The sequence below is a fragment of the Streptomyces sp. MUM 2J genome, assembly GCF_022414535.1.
Taxonomy (GTDB): Bacteria; Actinomycetota; Actinomycetes; order Streptomycetales; family Streptomycetaceae; genus Streptomyces.
This window is the reverse complement of sequence record NZ_JADWYM010000001.1, coordinates 85,011-103,669: the sequence shown is the minus strand read 5'-3', so window position 1 is coordinate 103,669 and position 18,659 is coordinate 85,011. Positions and strand designations below refer to the sequence as shown.

Here is an 18,659-nt window from a genome sequence, read left to right as displayed (position 1 = left end):
GCACACCTTCAGGATGAGCTGCTGACCATGTCCGACGCCTACCTCTCGTGGTATCGGACCCGGACCACCCGGGCCGGGTTCGACACCCTGACGCGGGCCTTCGCCGAGGCCGGGATCTCACTCGAGCATCCGGTCGGGGGATCGGCGATCCTCCTGGACGTCGACGGCGGCCAGGTGCCCCTGCCCGCGGCCACCGTGGCCGAGCTCGTCGGCTCAGCGGTCGGCACGCTCAATGTGGAGTGGTGGTTCTCCCCGGACGTCGACCTGACGTGCTGCTTCTCGTACGAGCCGTTCGGCTGGGAGAAGCAGACCTACTATCTGGACGGCCTCACCGCGGATCAGGTGCGCGTGGTCGAACGCGTGCTCTTCGCACAGATGCTGTCCAGGCCGTCCGAGACGGTGGCGCTGATCGTGGACGAGACCGGGAGGACCGCTGACGCCGACTGGGACGCACTGGTCAACGGGGACACGTCGGACATCGGCCCGATGCCCGACGCGCTGGTCCTGGCGACCTCGATCGCGGATCAGGTGCGAGGGGCCGCGGGGGAGTTCCCCGGGAACGCCGCCGCACCCGGGCTGAGCATCCTCACCGACGGGAACTGGGCCGTTCCCGGTACCTGACCCGACCCACACCTCAGCGGGGCCCGCCGGACGCCTTCCGCCCGGCGGGCCTCCGGCGTTCACGGGGCCGGGCCGTGTCCCCTGCGGGAGGGGTCCCTCCACCGGCACGCGGCCGGCGCTCACGCCTCCTGGCCCCGGCCCGTCGTGAAGCTTCTTCCGCTTCCGCGCAGGTCACCGCTTCGACTCGGAGGTGTGCGGCGCCGAACCCGCGGGCAGGGCGCGGCCGCGTGCCCGGATGAGGGTCTCGGCCAGTACGGCGACGCCGAGCATGGCGCCGAACACGGCAAGCTGGCGAGGGATGTTGAGGGCGGCGTAGACGCTCAGCGCGGCAAGGCAGACGACACACGCGGCCGTGCCGCATCTCGCGGCGATCCGGGCGGCGGGGCGGGCGTCCGGAACGCGGGACGCGGCCAGGTTCACCGCGGCGAAGACGATCAGGAAGCCGGCCGAGCCCATCAGACTGATGCCTTCGATGTTGACCAGGTTGATGATCAGGAGCGTGCCGAGCGTGGTGGCGATGAGCCCGCCGATCGGGCGGTGCCACACCGGCTCGGCCAGGTGCTCGGGCAGTTCGCCGTGGCGGGCCATCAGGTAGGTGAACTTGGCCGTGCCGTAGAGGGTGGCGTTGATGGCGCTCGCGGTGGAGACGACGGCGGCGATCGCGATGAGGGTGAAGCCCGCCTGGCCGAGCAGTGGCCGGGCCGCCACCGCCAGGGCGTAGTCCCGGTCGTGTGTGATCTGCCGCGCGGTGAGGTTGCCGACCGCGACGAACGCCACCAGCACGTACAGCACGATCACGCTGCAGATGGAGATGAGGTACGCGCGCGGAAGCGTGCGTTCGGGGTCCGCTGCGTCCTCCGCGGCGTTGGCGATCAGCTCGAAGCCCTCGTAGCCGAGGAAGATCAGGGTCCCGGCGTAGAGGATGGCGCCGCCGTGCGGAAACGCCGACGGCGCGACCTTGGCCGTGTCGACGAAGGCCAGCCCGCCTATGCAGAAGACCAGCAGGACGGCCACCTTGAAGTAGACGAGCACGGACTCCGCCCGGCCGACCACCTGCGCCCCGGCCACGTTGAGCGCGGCGAAGCAGATCACGACGGCGCTGCCGAGGGGTCGGTTCCAGCCGCTGGACAGGCCCAGCATCGCGGCCAGATAGGAGCCGAAGGCGACAGCGTAGAGCCCGAGCATCACGAAGTAGCTCAGCCACAGCAGCAGGTTGAGAGGTCCGGCCACGCGGGTGCCGAAGGCCTGGTCGAGGAACGTGGCCGTGCCGCCGCGACTGCGGACCCGCACCGACAGCAGGGCGTAGGAGACACCGGTCAGGGCCGCCACGACGCCGCCGACGAGAAAGGAGACGTAGGCACCCGCACCTGCCACCTGCACGGTCAGGCCCAGGACCGAGAAGATCCCCCCGCCGACCATGCCGCCGATGCCGATCGACACGAGAGCCGGGACGCCCAGCCCCGTCGACTGCTCCCGCGCAACTGCTGCTGCCACCTGGCCTCCTCGTGTCACGGCCCCCGCCGACCGGGTCGTTCCCCGGCTTCGGCCGATCATCACACACTGCCCTGGACGGAAGGCGGGCGCGTCGGAACAGCAGGTCCGGGACGCCCGCGACGGTCCCGCGGGGACGGCCGGGTTCCGGCGCTCCGCTTCACCAGCCCGGACGGGCCCGGCGGCCGAACAGCAGACCGCGCGGTTCCGGGGGCGGGGGCGTGCCCGGCTTGAGCGGCCAGGCCAGCAGCATGCCCGCGAGGAAGCCGACCACGTGGGCGGCGTACGCCACCGTGCCCGCGTCGGAGACGCCCCCGCCGGAGGAGTACACCGCCTGGAGACCGAACCAGAAGCCCAGCACCAGCCAGGCGGGCAGCCTGAGCGGCAGGAAGATCAGGAACGGCACCAGGACCCACACCCGGGCCCTGGGATACAGCACCAGGTAGGCCCCGAGGACACCGGCGATCGCGCCGGACGCGCCGATCAGCGGGTCGCCGGAATCGGCGTTGAGCAGCGCGAAGCCGTACGCCGCCGCGTAGCCGCAGAGGACGTAGAACAGGGCGAAGCGGACGCGTCCCATGCGGTCCTCGACGTTGTTGCCGAAGATCAGCAGGAAGAGCATGTTGCCCAGCAGGTGCAGCCAACTGCCGTGCAGGAACAGCGACGTGAACACGCTGAGCACCGGCGACTTGTCGTACGACGGCGGGCCCACCACGCATCCGGCGCCGTGTACGCCGAAGCCGACCTCGCCGGTGGGGACGAGCCGCGGCGTGCGATGGTGGATCAGTTCCTGCGGGATCGCCGCGTAGTGGTCCAGGAAGGCCTGCAGATGGCACAGCTGGGCCAGGTCGCTGTCTCCGGCCACGGAACCGGCGAGGCCGGGCGTGGACACGAACACCAGGACGTTCGTGACGATCAGGGCGTACGTCACCCAGGGGGTGCGGCGCACCGGGTTGACGTCATGGACGGGGATGACCACGAGGAACTATTGCCCGCGATGCGTGCGGCGAATCGGTGAACGTCCTCTCGCCCGGCTGCGTATGTCTGTGCGACCGTCCGCGGCGCGGGTGAGGCGCGTCGCGGGGACGACCGTGAGGATCAGGCGATGAACGAGCGGGTTACTCCACCGGCGATGCAGGCCCTGCCCGACGGAGAGGCGGAGCTGTCCCTCGTACTGCGGCTCCCCTGGGAGGACGTGGCGCGGCTGGGCCAGGAGGCCGGCCGGCTGGCCGCGCAGATGCAGCGGCCGGTGACGCTGGACGAGGCCGCCAGCCACCGGCTGCGGTCGGCCAGGGTCCCGGCGGCGCACGCCAAGCCCGCCGGGGAGCAGCCCCCGGCGGCGTCCTCAGCGTCGTCCTCCGCCAACGGGTCCGCGTCGTCCTCCGCCAACGGGTCCGTGGCCTCCCTGCCGCGTCTGAGCGGCACGGCGTAGCAGCGCGGGCGCGGCGCGGGAGGAACCCGGTGCACGGGCAGGGGCGGCGGGGGCCGACGCGGTGCGGCGCCGGTCCGGCCGCGCCGTCTCCCCGCCGGGAGCCGCTCCCGGTCCCGGCACCTCCTGGTGTGCTGCGCCGTTTCCGGCGCGGCACGCCGGCGGTGCCGTTCCACCACCCGCGCCGCCTTGCGCGCCGCGACCGGCACCGGGTCCCACACCGGTGAGAACGCCGGGGGCGTAGCCCAGGTCCGGAGCCGCCGTGCGCGTCCTTCGCGCCACGGGCGCCGGGCATTTCAGTCCTGCCGGTCCGGCTCCCGCGATACCGGCGGGGCCGACGGCAGCGGGCCCGGCGCGGTCGTCACGGCCGCAGCGGGTGCCGCGGGCGCAGGCTCCCGGTGGCGCGGCAGCCGCGGCCGGACGAGCCGCCGCCAGGCCAGGGCGAGCAGGGCCAGCGCCGCGGCGAAGGGCAGGACGGCGCCGATCACGGCCACCAGCCAGCGCAGCGCCGTCACGAACATGTGCCAGCCGCCCGCGAGCGCGTCCAGGAACCCGGGGCCGTCGCCCCCCTTCCCGGAGGCGTCCGCGGGTTTCTCGGACAGGGACAGGGTGATGGCGGCCAGGCTGGTGCGGTCCTTCAGCGCGGCCTGCCGGGCGAGCAGCGACTCCAGGTCGGCCTGGCGGCGGCTCAACTCGCCCTCCAGTTCCACCACGTCGCTCAGCCGGGTCGCCCGGTCCATCAGCTCCCGCACCCGGGCGACGCTGGCCCGCGCGGACTTCACCCGGCTGTCGACGTCGACGACCTGATCGGTGACGTCCTGCGCCTTGGCGCTGCGGTCCACCAGCCTGCCGGCGCCCTGCAGACCGGTGAGCACGGCGTCGTACCGTTCGACGGGCACGCGCAGCACCACCCGGGTCTCCTCCCGGCCCTCGTCGTCGCGCGTGGTGTTCTCCTCGCTCACATAGCCGCCCGCGTCCTCCACGGTGGTGCGGGCCCGGCCCAGGGCCTTGGAGACGTTCTTCACCTGCACCGTGAGCGAGGCACTGCGGATGACGCGGGTGGTGGAGAGCTTCGGCGACGCGATGCCCTGGCGGGCGCCGCCGGTGGCCGCGCTCCCCTCCGGCCCTTCCTGCGCCTCCGTGCCGTCCTGCGCCGCGCCTTCCTGGGCCGCGCCGTCCGGTGCGACCGCCGCCTTGTCGACGCTGGCGCTCGCACCCCGCCCGTCGTCTGCGCCGGAGCACCCGGTGAGCGCCACCGCGGCGGCCAGCAGCAACCAGGCCAGGGTCCGGGCGGAGTGCCGGGCGTGTGGGTGAGAGGTGGGTTTCCTGGGTTTCATGGGTTTCCTGGGCTTCATGGGCTTCCCCCCGGGGGCTCCGGTGACGACTGACGCTTCTTCGACGCCCGGGTGGGGTGGAACGTTGGCGGGGTGCGGTCCCGAAGCGGTCACGGTCCGGACTCGCCCGGGCCACGGAGGCGGGCCCGGCCGACGGCCGGGGCGGCGCGGGCCCGGGACGGAACCGACCCCCGTCCGGGCCGTTTGGCCCTGGCGTCACAGCCCGAGGCGTCTGAGAGGGTGGGGGCCATGAACGGAACGGGTACGGGTGTGGCAGGTCATGTCGTCGTCATCGGCGCCGGGATCGCGGGGCTGGCCGCCGCGCACCGGCTGCTGCAGCGGGGGACGCGCGTGACCGTGGTCGAGGCCGCCGACCGGGTCGGCGGCAAGCTGCTGCCCGGCGAGATCGCGGGCGTGCGGGTCGACCTCGGCGCCGAGTCGCTGCTCGCCCGGCGCCCGGAGGCCGTGGCCCTCGCCCGTGAGGCGGGTCTCGCCGACCGCCTCCAGCCGCCCGCCACCGCGACCGCCTCCCTGTGGACCCGCGGCGCTCTGCGGCCCATGCCCAAGGGCCACGTCATGGGCGTCCCCGGTACCGCCTCCGCGCTGTCGGGCATCCTGTCCGGCGAGGGCCTCGCCCGCATCGAGCGGGACGCCGACCTGCCGCGCACCGAGGTGGGCGAGGACGTGGCGGTGGGGGAGTACGTCGCCGCGCGACTCGGCCGCGAGGTCGTCGACCGCCTGGTCGAACCGCTCCTCGGCGGGGTCTACGCCGGTGACGCCTACCGCATCTCCCTGCGCATGGCCGTCCCCCAGCTCTTCCAGGCCGCGCGGACGCACACCTCCCTGACGGAGGCCGTGCGCGAGATCCAGGAACGGGCCGCGGCGAACCAGCAGACCGGGCCGGTCTTCATGGGCGTCCGCGGCGGCGTCGGTTCCCTGCCGCTCGCGGTCGCCGGCTCCGTGCGCTCGCGCGGTGGCGAGATCGTCACGGGCACCCCGGTGACCGAGCTGCGCCGGGAGCCCGGCAGGGGCTGGCGCGTCGCGGCGGGCGACCGCCTCCTGCACGCCGACGGCGTCGTCCTCGCCGTCCCCGCGCCCGCCGCCGCCCGCCTGCTGGCCGGTGAGTCACCGCAGGCCGCCGCAGAGCTGAACACGATCGAGTACGCCTCGATGGCCCTGGTCACCCTCGCCTACCGCCGCGCTGACACCCGCCTGCCCGACGGCAGCGGCTTCCTCGTCCCGCCGGTCGACGGGCACACGATCAAGGCCTCCACCTTCGCGTCGAACAAGTGGGGCTGGATCGCCGAGCAGGACCCGGACACCGTCGTCCTGCGCACCTCCGTCGGACGGTACGGCGAGACGGAGATCCTCGGCCACGACGACGCCGAACTCGTCGAGGTGTCGCGGCGGGACCTGAAGGAAGCCGTCGGCCTCGGCGCCGCGCCGATTCAGACCCGCGTGACCCGCTGGGACGGCGGCCTGCCCCAGTACCCGGTCGGCCACCACGCGCGGGTGGCCCGCATCCGCGCGCACGTCGCCGCGCTGCCCGGTCTCGCCGTGTGCGGCGCGCAGTACGACGGCGTCGGCATCCCGGCGTGCATCGCGAGCGCGTACGCCGCGGTGGACCAACTCGGCGGCGATCTCGAAGCTGTGCAGGAACTCACCGCCCACCCGGTGCAGAGTCTGCACGGCGGAGCAGGAGAATAGGAACCATGAGTGACGACGCCCCCACCACTGCCCCTGAGCGCATCCCGAACAAGGGCAAGCTGGCCAAGGACCTGAACGAGGTCATCCGCTACACGCTGTGGTCCGTCTTCAAGCTGAAGGACGTGCTGCCCGAGGACCGTTCCGGCTACGCCGAGGAGGTCCAGGAGCTGTTCGACCAGCTCGCCGCGAAGGACGTGACGATCCGCGGCACCTACGACGTGTCCGGCCTGCGGGCCGACGCCGACGTGATGATCTGGTGGCACGCCGAGACCAGCGACCAGCTCCAGGAGGCGTACAACCTCTTCCGCCGCACGCGGCTCGGCCGCGCGCTGACGCCGGTGTGGTCGAACATGGCGCTGCACCGGCCCGCCGAGTTCAACCGCTCGCACATCCCGGCGTTCCTCGCCGACGAGACGCCCCGCAACTACGTCAGCGTCTACCCGTTCGTGCGCTCCTACGACTGGTACCTCCTGCCCGAGGAGGACCGCCGCCGCATGCTCGCCGACCACGGCAAGATGGCCCGCGGTTACCCGGACGTGCGCGCCAACACGGTCGCCTCGTTCTCGCTCGGCGACTACGAGTGGCTCCTCGCCTTCGAGGCCGACGAGCTGTACCGCATCGTCGACCTCATGCGCCACCTGCGCGGCTCGGAGGCGCGGATGCACGTCCGCGAGGAGGTGCCGTTCTTCACCGGCCGCCGCAAGGACGTCTCCGAGCTGGTCGCGGGCCTGGCCTGATCAGCGCGTGCGCGCCGCCCGCTGCCGGTCCGGCAGCGGGTCCGGCTCCGGCAGGGGTCGCGGCTCCGGGTGCGGCGCGCAGCTCGCGCGCCGCACCGGAAGCCGGCCTTCCAGCAGATAGGCGTCCAGGTAGCCGTTGACGCAGGCGTTCGGCCCCCCGGCGATGCCGTGCGTGCCGGCGTCCCGCTCGGTCACCAGCACCGAACCGGACAGCCGCCGGTGCAGCTCCAGCGCCCCGGCGTACGGTGTCGCCGCGTCCCGTTCGGCGGCCAGGATCAGCACGTGCGGCAGTTCACCCGGCCCGGTCCACACGTCCGGTGGCTGCCGGCGGGGCACGGGCCAGTAGGCGCACGGCAGGTTCGCCCACGCGTTGTCCCACGTCTCGAACGGCGCCACCCGCGCCAGCCGCGTGTTGTCGCGGTCCCAGACTCGGAAGTCCGTCGGCCACGGGGCGTCATTGCACTCCACGGCCGTGTAGACCGCGCTCGCGTTCTCGGCCTCGGCCGCCGCCTCGGCGATCGGCCCCGCCTGGTCGATCAGCGGCTGCGGATCGCCTTTGAGATACGCCGACAGCGCCTGCGCGCGGTGCGGCCAGTAGTCGTCGTAGTACCCCGCCTGGAGGAACGCGCCCTGCAACTGCCCGGGCCCGACCCTCCCCCCGGCCGGCCGCTCGGCCAGCGCCGCCCGCACCCGCTCGTAGCTGTGCTGCACCTCTTCGGGTGTGTCGCCGAGGCCGTACACGTGGTCGTGCCGGGCGACCCACTGCCGGAAGTCCGCCCAGCGGCTCTCGAAGGCGGCCGACTGGTCGAGGTTGTTGCGGTACCAGATCCGGGCCGGGTCCGGGTTCACCGCCGAGTCGAACACCATCCGGCGCACGTGCGAGGGGAACAGCGTCGCGTACAGCGCCCCGAAGTAGGTGCCGTAGGAAGCGCCCATGAACGTCAGCCGGTCCTCGCCGAGCGCGGCCCGCAGCACGTCCAGGTCCCGGGCGTTGTTGAGGGACGTGTAGTGCCGCAAGGTGTCCCCGGCCCGTCGGGCGCACCCGCGCGCGTACGCCTTCGCCTGCGCGACCCGCTCCCGCTTGTACGACTCCGAGGGGTGTGTCGGTGCCGGCGTGGGCCCCTTGAAGAAGTGCTCGGGGTCCTGGCAGGACAGCGGGGCGGAACGGCCCACGCCGCGGGGGGAGTAGCCGACCAGGTCGTAGGCCGCGGCGATGCGCTTCCACTTCGGCAGCAGGCCGACGAGCGGGAAGTACAGGCCGTCGCCGCCGGGCCCGCCCGGGTTGTAGACCAGGGCGCCCTGCCGGGGCACCCGGTGCCCGTCGTGCGGGTCGCGGTGGGTGGCGCGGACCCGGCTGACGGTGAGGCTGATCTGCCGGCCGTCGGGGTGGGCGTAGTCGAGCGGCACCTTCACCGTGCCGCACTGGAGGCTGCCCGGCATGTCCTGGGCGTCGGAGCACGTCCCGAACTCGACGCCCGCCGCCTCGGCCCGCGCGGCGGCCACCGCGGTGCCGCGCAGCTCGGCCGGACCGGGGACGCCGGGAGCGCCGCCCGCCGGCACGGCGGCCAGGGCGGTCAGCAGCAACGCCCCGGCGACCGAGGAGAGGGCGGCAGCTCGCATGGCGGTTCCCTTCGTGCGCGTCAGCAACAGAAGGGATGCTTCGGCCGCCCGCGGGGGAAGGCAAGCACCGTCCGCCGGTGTCGGCGCCAATGACTCCTGTGCGCCCCCGGCGCACTGGTCAGTCCCGGCGCTCCCGGTGGTCGTCGCGGTGGGCGAGCGCGGCCCGCAGCTCCGGCTCGCCTATCGCCCGGACGCCCCGGACGGCGACGCGGGCCAGGTAGGCGCGGTCGTCGCCGCCCGCCCCGCCGCCCACCCGCTGCACCAGGGAGCCCACCAGTCGCTGCCCGGCCGGAGAGGCCCAGTGCGAGTACGGGTGCGCTTCGACCCGGGCTATCGCCAGGCAACTCAGGGTGAGGGCCAGCGGCAGCGCGAACCACAGGGCGACCAGCGAGCGCGGCAGGTCCGAGGAGCCGGGCAGCAGCAACGCCGCCGTGGCCAGCGCCACCACCGCCGCCGTGGCGAGCCGCACCCGGCGCATGCCCGCCGCGACCGTCGTCCGCGACCCGTACGGTACCGCCAGGCCCGCGACGACCAGCCGGTCGGCGAGGTGGCGGACCGCGTCGGCGGCGGCAGCGGCGGCCCGCACCGGCGCGATGCGCGACTGGCCCCCGGGCCCGATCGCCCCGATCACCGAGCGTTCCATGTCGTCCCGGCCGCGCGGATCGACGACGGTGGCCCAGCCGGTGTGCGCGAGCAGCAGCCGGCGCTGGCGGGCCATCGACACCAGCGTCAGCTCGGCGACCCGGGCCGGGCCACCGGACAGGAACGCCACCTCGTACAGCGTCAGATCGTGCTCCCGGCCCGCGGCCGCGCCCTCCCGGTCGACGGCCGCCGCACGGGCGGCGGCCAGGCAGAGCCGGGTGCAGGCAACGCCGGCGACAGCCCAGGCCGGCAGCAGGAGGAGGACCCAGAACATGCCGTGTTTCTATGCCAGGGGGACGGGACCGTGCCAGTACTTTTCACCATCCGGACGCGCTGTTGCCGGTACGTGACGTTCCGTTCGTGGTGGCCGGGCCGGGTGCTGGGGGACGGAGCCGGCGGCAGAGTCGCGGACCCGTTCGTCCGCGAAGGTGTCCCGCGGGGTGTACGCGCCCGTTCGCGGGCGGGGCCGGGTCCGTGACGCGCTTCCTGCGGCGTGGCCCCGCACGCCGCAGCCGAGGGCCGTCCGGCGGCCCGGGAGGGGTGCGTTGCGTTCGGGGCCGGACCGTCCGGGTCAGCGTCGCAGCAGTACCCGGCGCGTCGCCCGTGCCAGGCGCACCGCCGGCCGCCGGGAGCGCGGCCTCGGCCCCGACCGGTCGAGCCACCACTCCCGCAGCTCGTGCCGCGCCCCCGGGTCCGCCACGAGTCCCTCGCCCAGCAGGTGCGCGGCGAAGCCGAGGGCGTCGTGGCGGTAGCCCGCGGTCATGGGGTGGGTCTGGGCGTAGGAGAGGAAGGCGGGACGGTAGGCGTCGCCCAGGATCCCGGGGAGCTCCGGCGCAGCCCTGGCCACCACCCCGGCCCGCTTGGCGGCCAGTGCCCGGGACTGGACACCGAGCCGGACCCGGTCGAAGCCCTCCGGCGCCGGTGTGCCCGCGACCAGCGCCGACAGCAGCGCCGTCTGGGTCAGGGCCAGGCGCTGACGGGTCGCATCCGGTACGGCCGGCGGCTCCTCTCCGGTCCCGGAGCCCGGCTCCGCAGGGGCCGCCCCGTCCGTGGCCGGCCGGGCCCGCCCCACCGGTTCGCCGGTGTCCGGCGGTACGTGCGCCCCGGCCCCCCGCTCCACCGCGGCCCGGATCGTCCCCAGCTCGCGCTCCAGCTCGGCCGGTTCGGGGAAGTTCTCGTCCCGCTCCAGCAGGACGCCCGGGGGCCGGACCCGGCAGGCCAGGTCGGTGAGGACGTCGAGCACCGGCTGTGGTACCGGGTGCGCGTGGCTGTCGTGCCAGACCCCGTCGCGTGCGAAGCCGCCCGCGACATGGACGTAGGCGACGGCCTCCAGCGGGAGTTCGGCGAGCGCCTTGGCCGGGTCCTCTCCGCGGTTGACGTGGTTGGTGTGCAGGTTGGCGACGTCGACGAGGAGCCGGACCCCCGTGCGGTCGGCGAGCTCGTACAGGAACTGGCCTTCGGTCATCTCCTCCCCGGGCCAGGAGATCAGCGCGGCGATGTTCTCCACCGCGAGCGGCACCGGCAGGGCCGCCTGGGCGGCGCGGATGTTCGCGCACAGCACGTCGAGGGCGTCCCGGGTGCGCGGTACGGGCAGCAGATGGCCCGCCTCCAGGGGCGGGGTCGCGGTCATCGGGCCGCCCGCGCGGACGAACGCGACGTGCTCGGTGACCAGGGGAGAGCCCAGGGCCTCCGCCCGCTCGGCGAGCGCCGTCAGCCGCCCCGGGTCGGGTCGGTCGGCGCCGCCCAGCCCCAGTGAGACGCCGTGCGGGACCACCGTCACCCCGCGCTCGCGCAGCCGGTGCAGCGAGTCGGGGAGGTGGCCGGGGCAGACGTTCTCCGCCACGACCTCGACCCAGTCGACGCCCGGCATCCGCTCCACGGCGTCCGCGATCTCCGGCCGCCACCCGATGCCCGTCCCCAGCTGCTGCATGATCTCCCCTCCCTCTCGGTGACGGGGGTATGGCCCCGCCCGGCCGGGTCGAACCCCGCGCCCGGGGAGTTCAGAGCAACATTTGAGGTTCCGTGCGGCGCGGCCCGGCACGTCAGCGCTTGACCGCCACCCCGCCGAAGCTGTCCACCTCCCGCCGGTCGCCCGCCGCCGGGTCGGGGCGCCACTCGGCGACCGGGACCAGGCCGGGCTCCAGCAGGTCGAAGCCGTCGAAGAAGCGGGCCAGCTGCTCCGGCGTCCGGTTCACCCGCGGATTGTCGCTCGCCTCGTTCCAGCGCTCGACCATCGCGCGCATCTCGGTGGGGTGGAACCTCTCGGTGCTGTCGCAGAACACCAGGTGGCTGCCGGCCGGCAGCGCGTCCTTGAGCCGGCCCACCACCGCGTAGGCCGTGTCGTCCGGGACGTGCGCGGCGATGCCCAGCAGCATCAGTGCCATCGGCTGCCCGAAGTCCAGGGTGCGTCCGGCGGCTCGCAGGATCGCCTCCGGGTCGCGCAGGTCGGCGTCGATGTAGTCGGTGGCGCCCGAGCTGGTGCTGGTGAGCAGGGCGTGTGCGTGGTTGAGCACGACCGGGTCGTGGTCGACGTACACGATCCGCGCCCCGGGCACGAGCGCCTGCGCGACCTCGTGTGTGTTGTCGTGCGTCGGCAGACCCGTTCCGACGTCCAGGAACTGCCGGATGCCGGCCTCGGCCGCCAGGTGGGTGACCGTGCGCTTGAGGAAGGCGCGCTGGGCGCGCGCGATGTCGACGATCTCCGGGTTCAGTTCACGGATCTGGTCGCCGACCTGCCGGTCGATCTCGTAGCAGTCCTTGCCGCCCAGCCAGTAGTTCCAGATGCGCGCGGAGTGCGGCACGGTGGTGTTGAGCAGCGGACGGTCACCCGGCATTTCGACTCCCCGAATCTCCAACGGCCTTACGCGGCCGATGCGTTGCGGATTCCACCGTAGCCCTGTGATCGCCGGGGCGGCCACGCGGGACGGCCCGGCGGCAGATCCCGGGGCGCCCCGAGGGGCCGCGGGTCAGGTCCGGGGCAGCGCCGGGTGGTCGGCGACCACCGTGCAACTGCCCGGCGCGATCTCGGTGAAGCCCGCGTCCCGCACCACCGGCAGCCCGCTGCCGGTGAGCCGGCGCCACCGCTCCACCCCGGCGGTCCGCACGGCGAGCGCGAAACCGGAGTCCCGCCAGGCGGCGCGCTCCTCCTCGCCCAGCTCCCACCACGCGAGTTGGGCGCCGTGTCCGGCCTGGGCCATCGCCTTGCCCGCCGACATCTCCACCTCGGGGCTCAGCCACAGCACCGGAGCGGCCCCGTCCGGCTCGGCGGGCGGCTGCGGATCGTCGAGGTCCGTGCCCGACACCTGGAGCCGGGCGAGGTCCTTGGGCCACCCGTCCAGCGGCACCGGCGGAAACACCCGCACCTGCGCCGACTTGCCGGTCACCGTGATCCCGGGCAGCGCCTCGGCCCGCCGCCACTCCGCGCCGCGCGCCCGCCGCACCACCTTCCGGATGCGCGCGTCCTGCCAGTCCCGCACCGCCTGCGCCCACGGACCGTCGCCGAGCGACCGGTCGTCGGCCAGCATCACCAGCACGGCCCGTGCCGCCGTCTCCAGCGCGTCGGTGCGCACGGGCGGCGCGGCGCGCTCGACCCGTACGACGAGCGGCAGCACGAACTGCGGGGCGGCGTCGCGGGCACCGGTCTCGGGGCGGAAGGGGCTGTCCTGGGCGGGCGTCGGTTCGCTGTTCACGCCCCCAGTCTGCCAAGCCGGTCCGGCGAGGGGACCAGCCGTACGCACCGTGGGCCGGGCCTTCGGCACCGGGGGGCGGGGCGCGGGCGCGGAGGGCGCGGCGTGGTCACCCCGAGCACGCGGTGCGCTGCGCCTCCTGCCACTCGCACACCGGGCAGAGCGTGATCCCCCCGAACGACTCCGGGTACTCCGTCGGCTCCCGGCACAGCACGCACTCCGCGTACGGCGGCCCGTCCGCCTTCGGCGGCCGCTGCGTCTCACCGATCGTGCAGTAGTCCTCGCTCACCCGTCCAGCGTAGGGCCCGTCCGGTGTGGGGCCCGTCCGGTGTGGGGCCCGTCCGGTGTGGGGCCCGTCCGGCGATCAGGACAGAGGGAGCCGGCGGTGCCCCTCGGCCGGCGTCCCCGGGACGAACCGCCGGGCAGAACGGGGCCGCCGCGGGCAACACCGCCCCGGTTCCCGGTCAGCGCCCGGCGCCCGCGGCCCCGATCAGTTCGGACACCCTCACGAACCGGTAGCCCTGTGCCCGCAGCCGCGGCACGACCGCCCGGACGACCCGCTCCGTGGTCGGGGCGGCGCTGCGGGTGCAGTGCAGGACGACGACCGAGCCGGGCTTGACGCCGTCCAGGACCTGCTGGATCACTGCGTCCGCGTCCGTCGCGAACGCGTCCCCGCTCACCACGTCCCACTGCACGGCGGTGACGCCCGTGCCGCTCAGCACCTTCAGCGCGTCCCGGTCGTAGCAGCCGCCGGGGAAACGGAAGTACGGCATGGCGTCCGGCACCCCCGCCCGCCGGAAGGCGTCGTACGCCCGCTCCACCTCGGAGCGCATGCGGTCGGCGGCGACGGTCGGCAGGCCGTAGCAGTCGCCGGTGAAGGCGTAGTGGCTGTAGGAGTGGTTGGCGACCTCGAACAGCGGGTCCCGGCCGATGGAGCGGGCCTGCGACGGGTACTGCTCGGCCCACCGGCCGGTCATGAACACGGTGGCCGGCACCTTCAGCGTCCGCAGGGCTCCGATCAGTCCCGGGTTGTCGAACCGCTCCCCGGCCGCCGCCCGCGGTCCCTGGTCGGCGGTCATGTCGGCGTCGAAGGTGAGGGCCACGGTCCTGCTCGGCCCGCTGCGCGCCCCGTGTTCGAAGACGGGGGTCAGACCGGCCGGGCCCGGGGCCAGGGTGGGCGGACGGGAGGCAGGTGCCGAGCCCGAGGGGGCCGGGCGGGCCGCGGTGGGCGGTGCGGGGTCGGGTGCAGCGCCGCAGGCGGAGAGGGTGGCCAGGGCGGCGGTCAGGGCGCAGAGGGCGGTGAGACGGCGTACGGGACTGTTCACCGTATGAAGTTATGAACATGCCGGGCGCCGCCGTGACCGCCGCGCCCCGCCCGGCGTTCGATTCACCCGCCCGGCGGGAGCACCCACCGGGCGGCCCGCGGCGAACGCGCCGGGGCCCCGGCGCGGAGGCGACGGCCGTGCCCCGGGTGGCCGTGCGGACCGGCGGGTGGCCGTGCGGACCGGCCGGGGGTCAGCGGGTGGCGGTGTGCCCGGTACTGGATACCGTGGCGTGACCGACGAGCATCAGAGCGGGTTGAGGCGTGCCTTGAGCAGGCAGAACTCATTGCCTTCCGGGTCGGTCAGGACATGCCACTGCTCCTCGCCCGTCTGGCCGATGTCGGCCGGGCGCGCGCCGAGCTTCAGGAGGCGTTGGAGTTCGGCGTCCTGATCGCGGTCGGTGGCGTTGACGTCGATGTGCAGCCGGGACTTCCCCTTCTCCGGCTCGTCCCTGCGACTGAGAATGATCGTCGGCTGGGGACCACCGAACCCTTCGCGCGGCCCGATCTCCAACGTGCCGTCGTCCTCGCGGGAGAGGACGACGAAATCCAGGACCTCGCACCAGAACCGCGCCAGCAGCTCGGGGTCGCGGCAACCGAGCACGAGCTCGCTGATACGACATGCCATGAACGAAACCTGCTCTCAGCCCGGGAAATCGCCGGGGAGGCCACTTGCGAAGCTCAAGGGCCCCCGGCAGTGATCACGATTTCGCGACCGTACCGGACGAGGCGGGCACGGGCGACATGATTTCAGGACCGGCTCCGTTCGGGCGGCGGGGCACGGCCGTCGGCCACGCGGCGGGGAGGCTGACTTCCCGTCAGGTGCCAGGCGTGTTGCGAACATCCCGCCGGCCCGCCCCCGGGTGGACGACGCTACGTCCGAAACACCCCCTAGCCGGCCATCCGGCCCGGTGGCGTCCGCCGGACCGGCTTCGGCGGACGGGGCGGCTCGGACTCCCCGGCGGACTCCGACTGCCGGGTCCGGCTTTCGAGCGGCGGGGCCTGTTCGAGCGAGGATGCCGTCCGGTCCGGCGAAGGCGTTGGTTCGAGCGGGGAGGCCCGGTCCGGTGAAAGGGCCTGATCGACAGGCGGCGCCTGTTCGGCCGGGGGGACGGGCTCCGGCGGCCGGTGACGTTCCTCGGTCTGCCGGTGCTCCGGGTGGTACGGGTGTTCGGGCTGCTGGGCCCTCTCCAGGAAGCGGAGCAGCTCTACCGGGAAGGGCAGGACCAGCGTGGAGTTCTTCTCGGCGGCGACCGCCACCACGGTCTGCAACAGCCGCAGTTGCAGGGCGGAGGGGGTCTCGGCCATCTGCTGGGCTGCCTCGGCGAGCTTCTTCGAGGCCTGGAGTTCGGCGTCGGCGTTGATGATCCGGGCCCGGCGCTCCCGGTCGGCCTCCGCCTGACGGGCCATCGAACGCTTCATGCTCTCCGGCAAGGAGACGTCCTTGATCTCCACGCGGTCGATCTGTACCCCCCATCCGATGGCCGGGCTGTCGATCATCAGCTCCAGGCCCTGGTTGAGCTTCTCCCGGTTGGACAGCAGGTCGTCCAGGTCGCTCTTGCCGATGATCGAGCGCAGCGAGGTCTGCGCCATCTGCGAGACGGCGAACCGGTAGTCCTCGACGTTGACGATCGCCGCCGCCGGGTCGACGACCTTGAAGTAGACGACGGCGTCCACACGCACGGTGACGTTGTCCCGCGTGATGCCCTCCTGCGCAGGGATCGGCAGCGTCACGATCTGCAGGTTGACCCGGCGCAGCCGGTCGACACCGGGGACGATCATGGTGAGTCCCGGTGTCCGAGCGGCGCCGCGCAGCCGGCCGAGCCGGAACACCACCCCGCGCTCGTACTGCTTGACGATCCGCGCCGCGGCGGCGAGGTAGATGATCCCCGCGGAACCGGCCGCGACGGCCACCGTCACCAGTTCCTGGACCATGACGACCTCCTCCGTCTCCTCCGGCAGGGGCCCGTTCAACCTATTCTGCAACGATATGCCACCGCAGGTGGCTAGACCGCCGTCAGTTTGACCGGTTCCGTTCCGGAGGCACTGTGGCGTTCGGCCCAGTTCTCCAGCGCCGTGCGGCAGGCGTGGTCCAGGTGGTGCAGGCCGCGCAGGTCCAGCTCGACGGGACGGTCCTGGGGGAGGGACTCCAGTGTGTCGAGGATCCTCGGCAGTCTGAGGAAGGTCGCGTTGCCCGACAGGAACGCCTGGACGGCGCCGGCGCCCTTGTCGACGATCTCCAGCTTCGCGTGCGAGGCCTCCCAGGCGGTCTTGGCCACCGACAGGCCCAGGCCGATGAGCACGCCCTCGAACATGTTCACCGTGACGATCGACACCGCGGTGACCACGACGATCAGGGCTTCGCCCCGGTATCCCCGCCACAGGGCGGCGATGCCGCGGAACGGGATCAGCTTCCATCCGGCGTGGACCAGGATGCCGGCGAGGGCGGGCAGGGGTATGAGGGCCAGCGCCGAAGGCAACAGCGCCGCGAACAGCAGCAGCCAGACGCCGTGCAGCACCCGGGAGGTCTTCGTCCGGGCACCCGCACGGACATTGGCGGAACTGCGCACGATCACCGCCGTCATCGGCAGCGCGCCGAGCAGGCCGCACACGGCGTTGCCCGCGCCCTGCGCCATCAGCTCCTTGTCGTACGCGGTGCGCGGACCGCTGTGCAGCCGGTCCACGGCGGCGGCGCTGAACAGGCTCTCCGCGGAGGCGATCAGGGTGAAGGCGAGGATCGTGCCGAGGAGGCCGATGTGCCCGAGCCCGGCGAAGGCGTCCGCGCCCGGCGGCTGGACGGCGTCCAGCAGGCCGTTCACCTCGACCGTCGTCACCGGCAGGTCGAGCAGCAGCGTGGCCGACGTCGCCAGGACCACCGCGGCCAGGGCGCCCGGCACGGCCTGTGCCCGCTTCGGTAACCGCCCCCACAGCACGACCACCGCGATCGTGCCCGCGCCGACCGCGAGGGAGGCGAGCGCGGAGACGCTGTCGACTGCGTCGACGGCGGCCCGCGGCAGCCCGGCGAGCTTCTCCGTGCCGGAGGCGGGGGCCTTCAGTCCCGCTGCCGCGTACAGCTGGCCCGCGATGATCACCAGGCCGATGCCGGCGAGCATGCCCTCGACCACGGACACCGATATCGCGCGGAACCAGCGGCCCAGCCGCAGTGCGCCCATGGCGAGCTGGAGGAGTCCGGCGGCGAGCACGATCACACCGAGCGCGGGCAGCCCGTAGGCGCGGACGGCCTCGAAGACCAGCACGGTCAGGCCGGCCGCGGGGCCGGACACCTGCAGGCTGCTGCCCGGCAGCAGCCCGGTGGCGATGCCGCCCACGATGCCGGTGACCAGACCGAGTTCGGCCGGTACGCCGGAGGCGACGGCGACCCCGACGCACAGCGGCAGCGCGACGAGGAACACGACCAGGGAGGCGGTGAAGTCCTTCCTGAGGTGTGGGAACTTGGCCATGCCGGCGCTCACAGTGACTCGAATGAGTCGGACTCCGGGCGGTGTTCGCGCACCGCGCCGGTGTGGACCTCGTAGTACCAGCCGTGCAGCCGGAGCAGACCGGACGTCAGACGCTGCTCGACGCAGGGGTAGGAACGCAGCCGCAGCAGCTGGGTGAGGACGTGGTTCTGCACCGCCTCGGCGACGGTCGGATCCTGCGGGTCCGAGACCCCGGGGTCCTCCGCGGCGTGCGCGAGCCAGTCCCGTACGGCGGGCACCGCCGCCAGGTCCTCGCCGCGCACCAGGGCACCGACGGCGCCGCAGTGCGAGTGGCCGCACACGACGACGTCCCGGACGCCGAGCACGTTCACGGCGTACTCGATGGTGGCGGTCTCTCCGCTGGGTGTGCCGGACACGTACGGCGGCACGATGTTGCCCGCGGTGCGCAGCTCGAAGAGCTCGCCGGGGCGGGCGCCCGTGATCAGGGCCGGGACGACCCGGGAATCGGAGCAGGTGATGAACAGGACCTGCGGCGACTGGCCCTCGGCCAGTCCGGCGAACTCCTCAGGGCGCTGTCCGAAGGCACGGGCGTTGTCGATGAGGGGCTGCATGTGTGGTGACTCCTCCTGGC

Annotated in this window: 18 protein-coding genes; 4 read left to right on the top strand and 14 right to left on the bottom strand. The window is 73.7% G+C overall.

From position 1 onward, the window contains the following. The first annotated feature begins 27 nt into the window (after positions 1-27). Positions 28-621 carry a hypothetical protein gene (locus I3F54_RS00450; RefSeq protein ID WP_240116430.1) on the top strand — a complete coding sequence of 198 codons (594 nt, stop codon included), beginning with the start codon at positions 28-30 and terminating at the stop codon, positions 619-621. 171 nt (positions 622-792) lie between these two features. Here I3F54_RS00450 and I3F54_RS00445 read toward each other — a convergent pair whose 3' ends face one another. Both I3F54_RS00445 and I3F54_RS00440 read right to left on the bottom strand, forming a co-directional pair. Continuing rightward, positions 793-2,115 carry an APC family permease gene (locus I3F54_RS00445; protein ID WP_240116429.1) on the bottom strand — a complete coding sequence of 441 codons (1,323 nt, stop codon included), beginning with the start codon at positions 2,113-2,115 and terminating at the stop codon, positions 793-795. 157 nt (positions 2,116-2,272) lie between these two features. Further along, on the bottom strand, positions 2,273-3,091 hold the full coding sequence (locus I3F54_RS00440) for a rhomboid family intramembrane serine protease (RefSeq protein ID WP_240116428.1): 819 nt from the start codon (positions 3,089-3,091) through the stop codon (positions 2,273-2,275). 126 nt (positions 3,092-3,217) lie between these two features. On the opposite strand from I3F54_RS00440, the gene I3F54_RS00435 reads away from it, so the two are divergent. Next, on the top strand, positions 3,218-3,544 hold the full coding sequence (locus tag I3F54_RS00435; protein ID WP_240116427.1) for a hypothetical protein: 327 nt from the start codon (positions 3,218-3,220) through the stop codon (positions 3,542-3,544). 293 nt (positions 3,545-3,837) lie between these two features. Here the strand turns inward: I3F54_RS00435 and I3F54_RS00430 are convergent, their stop codons facing one another. Beyond that, on the bottom strand, positions 3,838-4,878 hold the full coding sequence (locus I3F54_RS00430) for a DUF4349 domain-containing protein (RefSeq protein ID WP_240116426.1): 1,041 nt from the start codon (positions 4,876-4,878) through the stop codon (positions 3,838-3,840). Positions 4,879-5,124: 246 nt separating this feature from the next. Between I3F54_RS00430 and hemG the strand changes: the two genes are divergently transcribed. Then, entirely contained in the window at positions 5,125-6,582 is a 1,458-nt protein-coding gene (hemG, locus tag I3F54_RS00425; protein ID WP_240116425.1) for a protoporphyrinogen oxidase, read from the top strand. Positions 6,583-6,587: 5 nt separating this feature from the next. Further along, positions 6,588-7,319, top strand: a complete 732-nt coding sequence (gene hemQ, locus I3F54_RS00420; protein ID WP_205384995.1) for a hydrogen peroxide-dependent heme synthase — start codon at positions 6,588-6,590, stop codon at positions 7,317-7,319. Here the strand turns inward: hemQ and I3F54_RS00415 are convergent, their stop codons facing one another. The 11 genes from I3F54_RS00415 to I3F54_RS00365 all read right to left on the bottom strand — a co-directional run bounded on the left by I3F54_RS00415 (position 7,320) and on the right by I3F54_RS00365 (position 18,639). After that, positions 7,320-8,939, bottom strand: coding sequence for an alpha/beta hydrolase (locus tag I3F54_RS00415; protein WP_240116424.1), 1,620 nt, complete (start codon positions 8,937-8,939; stop codon positions 7,320-7,322). 118 nt (positions 8,940-9,057) lie between these two features. Further along, positions 9,058-9,855 (bottom strand): TIGR04222 domain-containing membrane protein, encoded by a 798-nt coding sequence (locus tag I3F54_RS00410; protein ID WP_240116423.1) that lies wholly within the window; start codon positions 9,853-9,855, stop codon positions 9,058-9,060. Positions 9,856-10,152: 297 nt separating this feature from the next. Then, positions 10,153-11,511, bottom strand: coding sequence for a DUF692 domain-containing protein (locus I3F54_RS00405; protein ID WP_240116422.1), 1,359 nt, complete (start codon positions 11,509-11,511; stop codon positions 10,153-10,155). Positions 11,512-11,623: 112 nt separating this feature from the next. Then, positions 11,624-12,415: an SAM-dependent methyltransferase gene (locus tag I3F54_RS00400; RefSeq protein WP_240116421.1), complete on the bottom strand. Its 792-nt coding sequence runs from the start codon at positions 12,413-12,415 to the stop codon at positions 11,624-11,626. 132 nt (positions 12,416-12,547) lie between these two features. After that, positions 12,548-13,270: a peptidyl-tRNA hydrolase gene (locus tag I3F54_RS00395; RefSeq protein WP_240116420.1), complete on the bottom strand. Its 723-nt coding sequence runs from the start codon at positions 13,268-13,270 to the stop codon at positions 12,548-12,550. A 106-nt stretch (positions 13,271-13,376) separates the two neighbouring features. Then, a complete protein-coding gene (locus tag I3F54_RS00390) occupies positions 13,377-13,556 on the bottom strand; it encodes a hypothetical protein (RefSeq protein WP_240116419.1) in 180 nt (59 codons plus the stop codon). A gap of 175 nt (positions 13,557-13,731) precedes the next feature. Continuing rightward, on the bottom strand, positions 13,732-14,592 hold the full coding sequence (locus tag I3F54_RS00385; protein ID WP_240116418.1) for a polysaccharide deacetylase family protein: 861 nt from the start codon (positions 14,590-14,592) through the stop codon (positions 13,732-13,734). A 243-nt stretch (positions 14,593-14,835) separates the two neighbouring features. Further along, positions 14,836-15,216, bottom strand: a complete 381-nt coding sequence (locus I3F54_RS00380) for a VOC family protein (RefSeq protein ID WP_240116417.1) — start codon at positions 15,214-15,216, stop codon at positions 14,836-14,838. 263 nt (positions 15,217-15,479) lie between these two features. After that, complete coding sequence (locus tag I3F54_RS00375; protein ID WP_240116740.1) at positions 15,480-16,523, bottom strand: slipin family protein; 1,044 nt, start codon at positions 16,521-16,523, stop codon at positions 15,480-15,482. Positions 16,524-16,594: 71 nt separating this feature from the next. Then, the gene (locus I3F54_RS00370) at positions 16,595-18,049 is read right to left on the bottom strand and encodes a SulP family inorganic anion transporter (protein WP_240116416.1); all 1,455 of its coding nucleotides are present in this window, start codon (positions 18,047-18,049) and stop codon (positions 16,595-16,597) included. An 8-nt stretch (positions 18,050-18,057) separates the two neighbouring features. Continuing rightward, positions 18,058-18,639 carry a carbonic anhydrase gene (locus tag I3F54_RS00365; RefSeq protein ID WP_240116415.1) on the bottom strand — a complete coding sequence of 194 codons (582 nt, stop codon included), beginning with the start codon at positions 18,637-18,639 and terminating at the stop codon, positions 18,058-18,060. Positions 18,640-18,659: the final 20 nt, after the last annotated feature.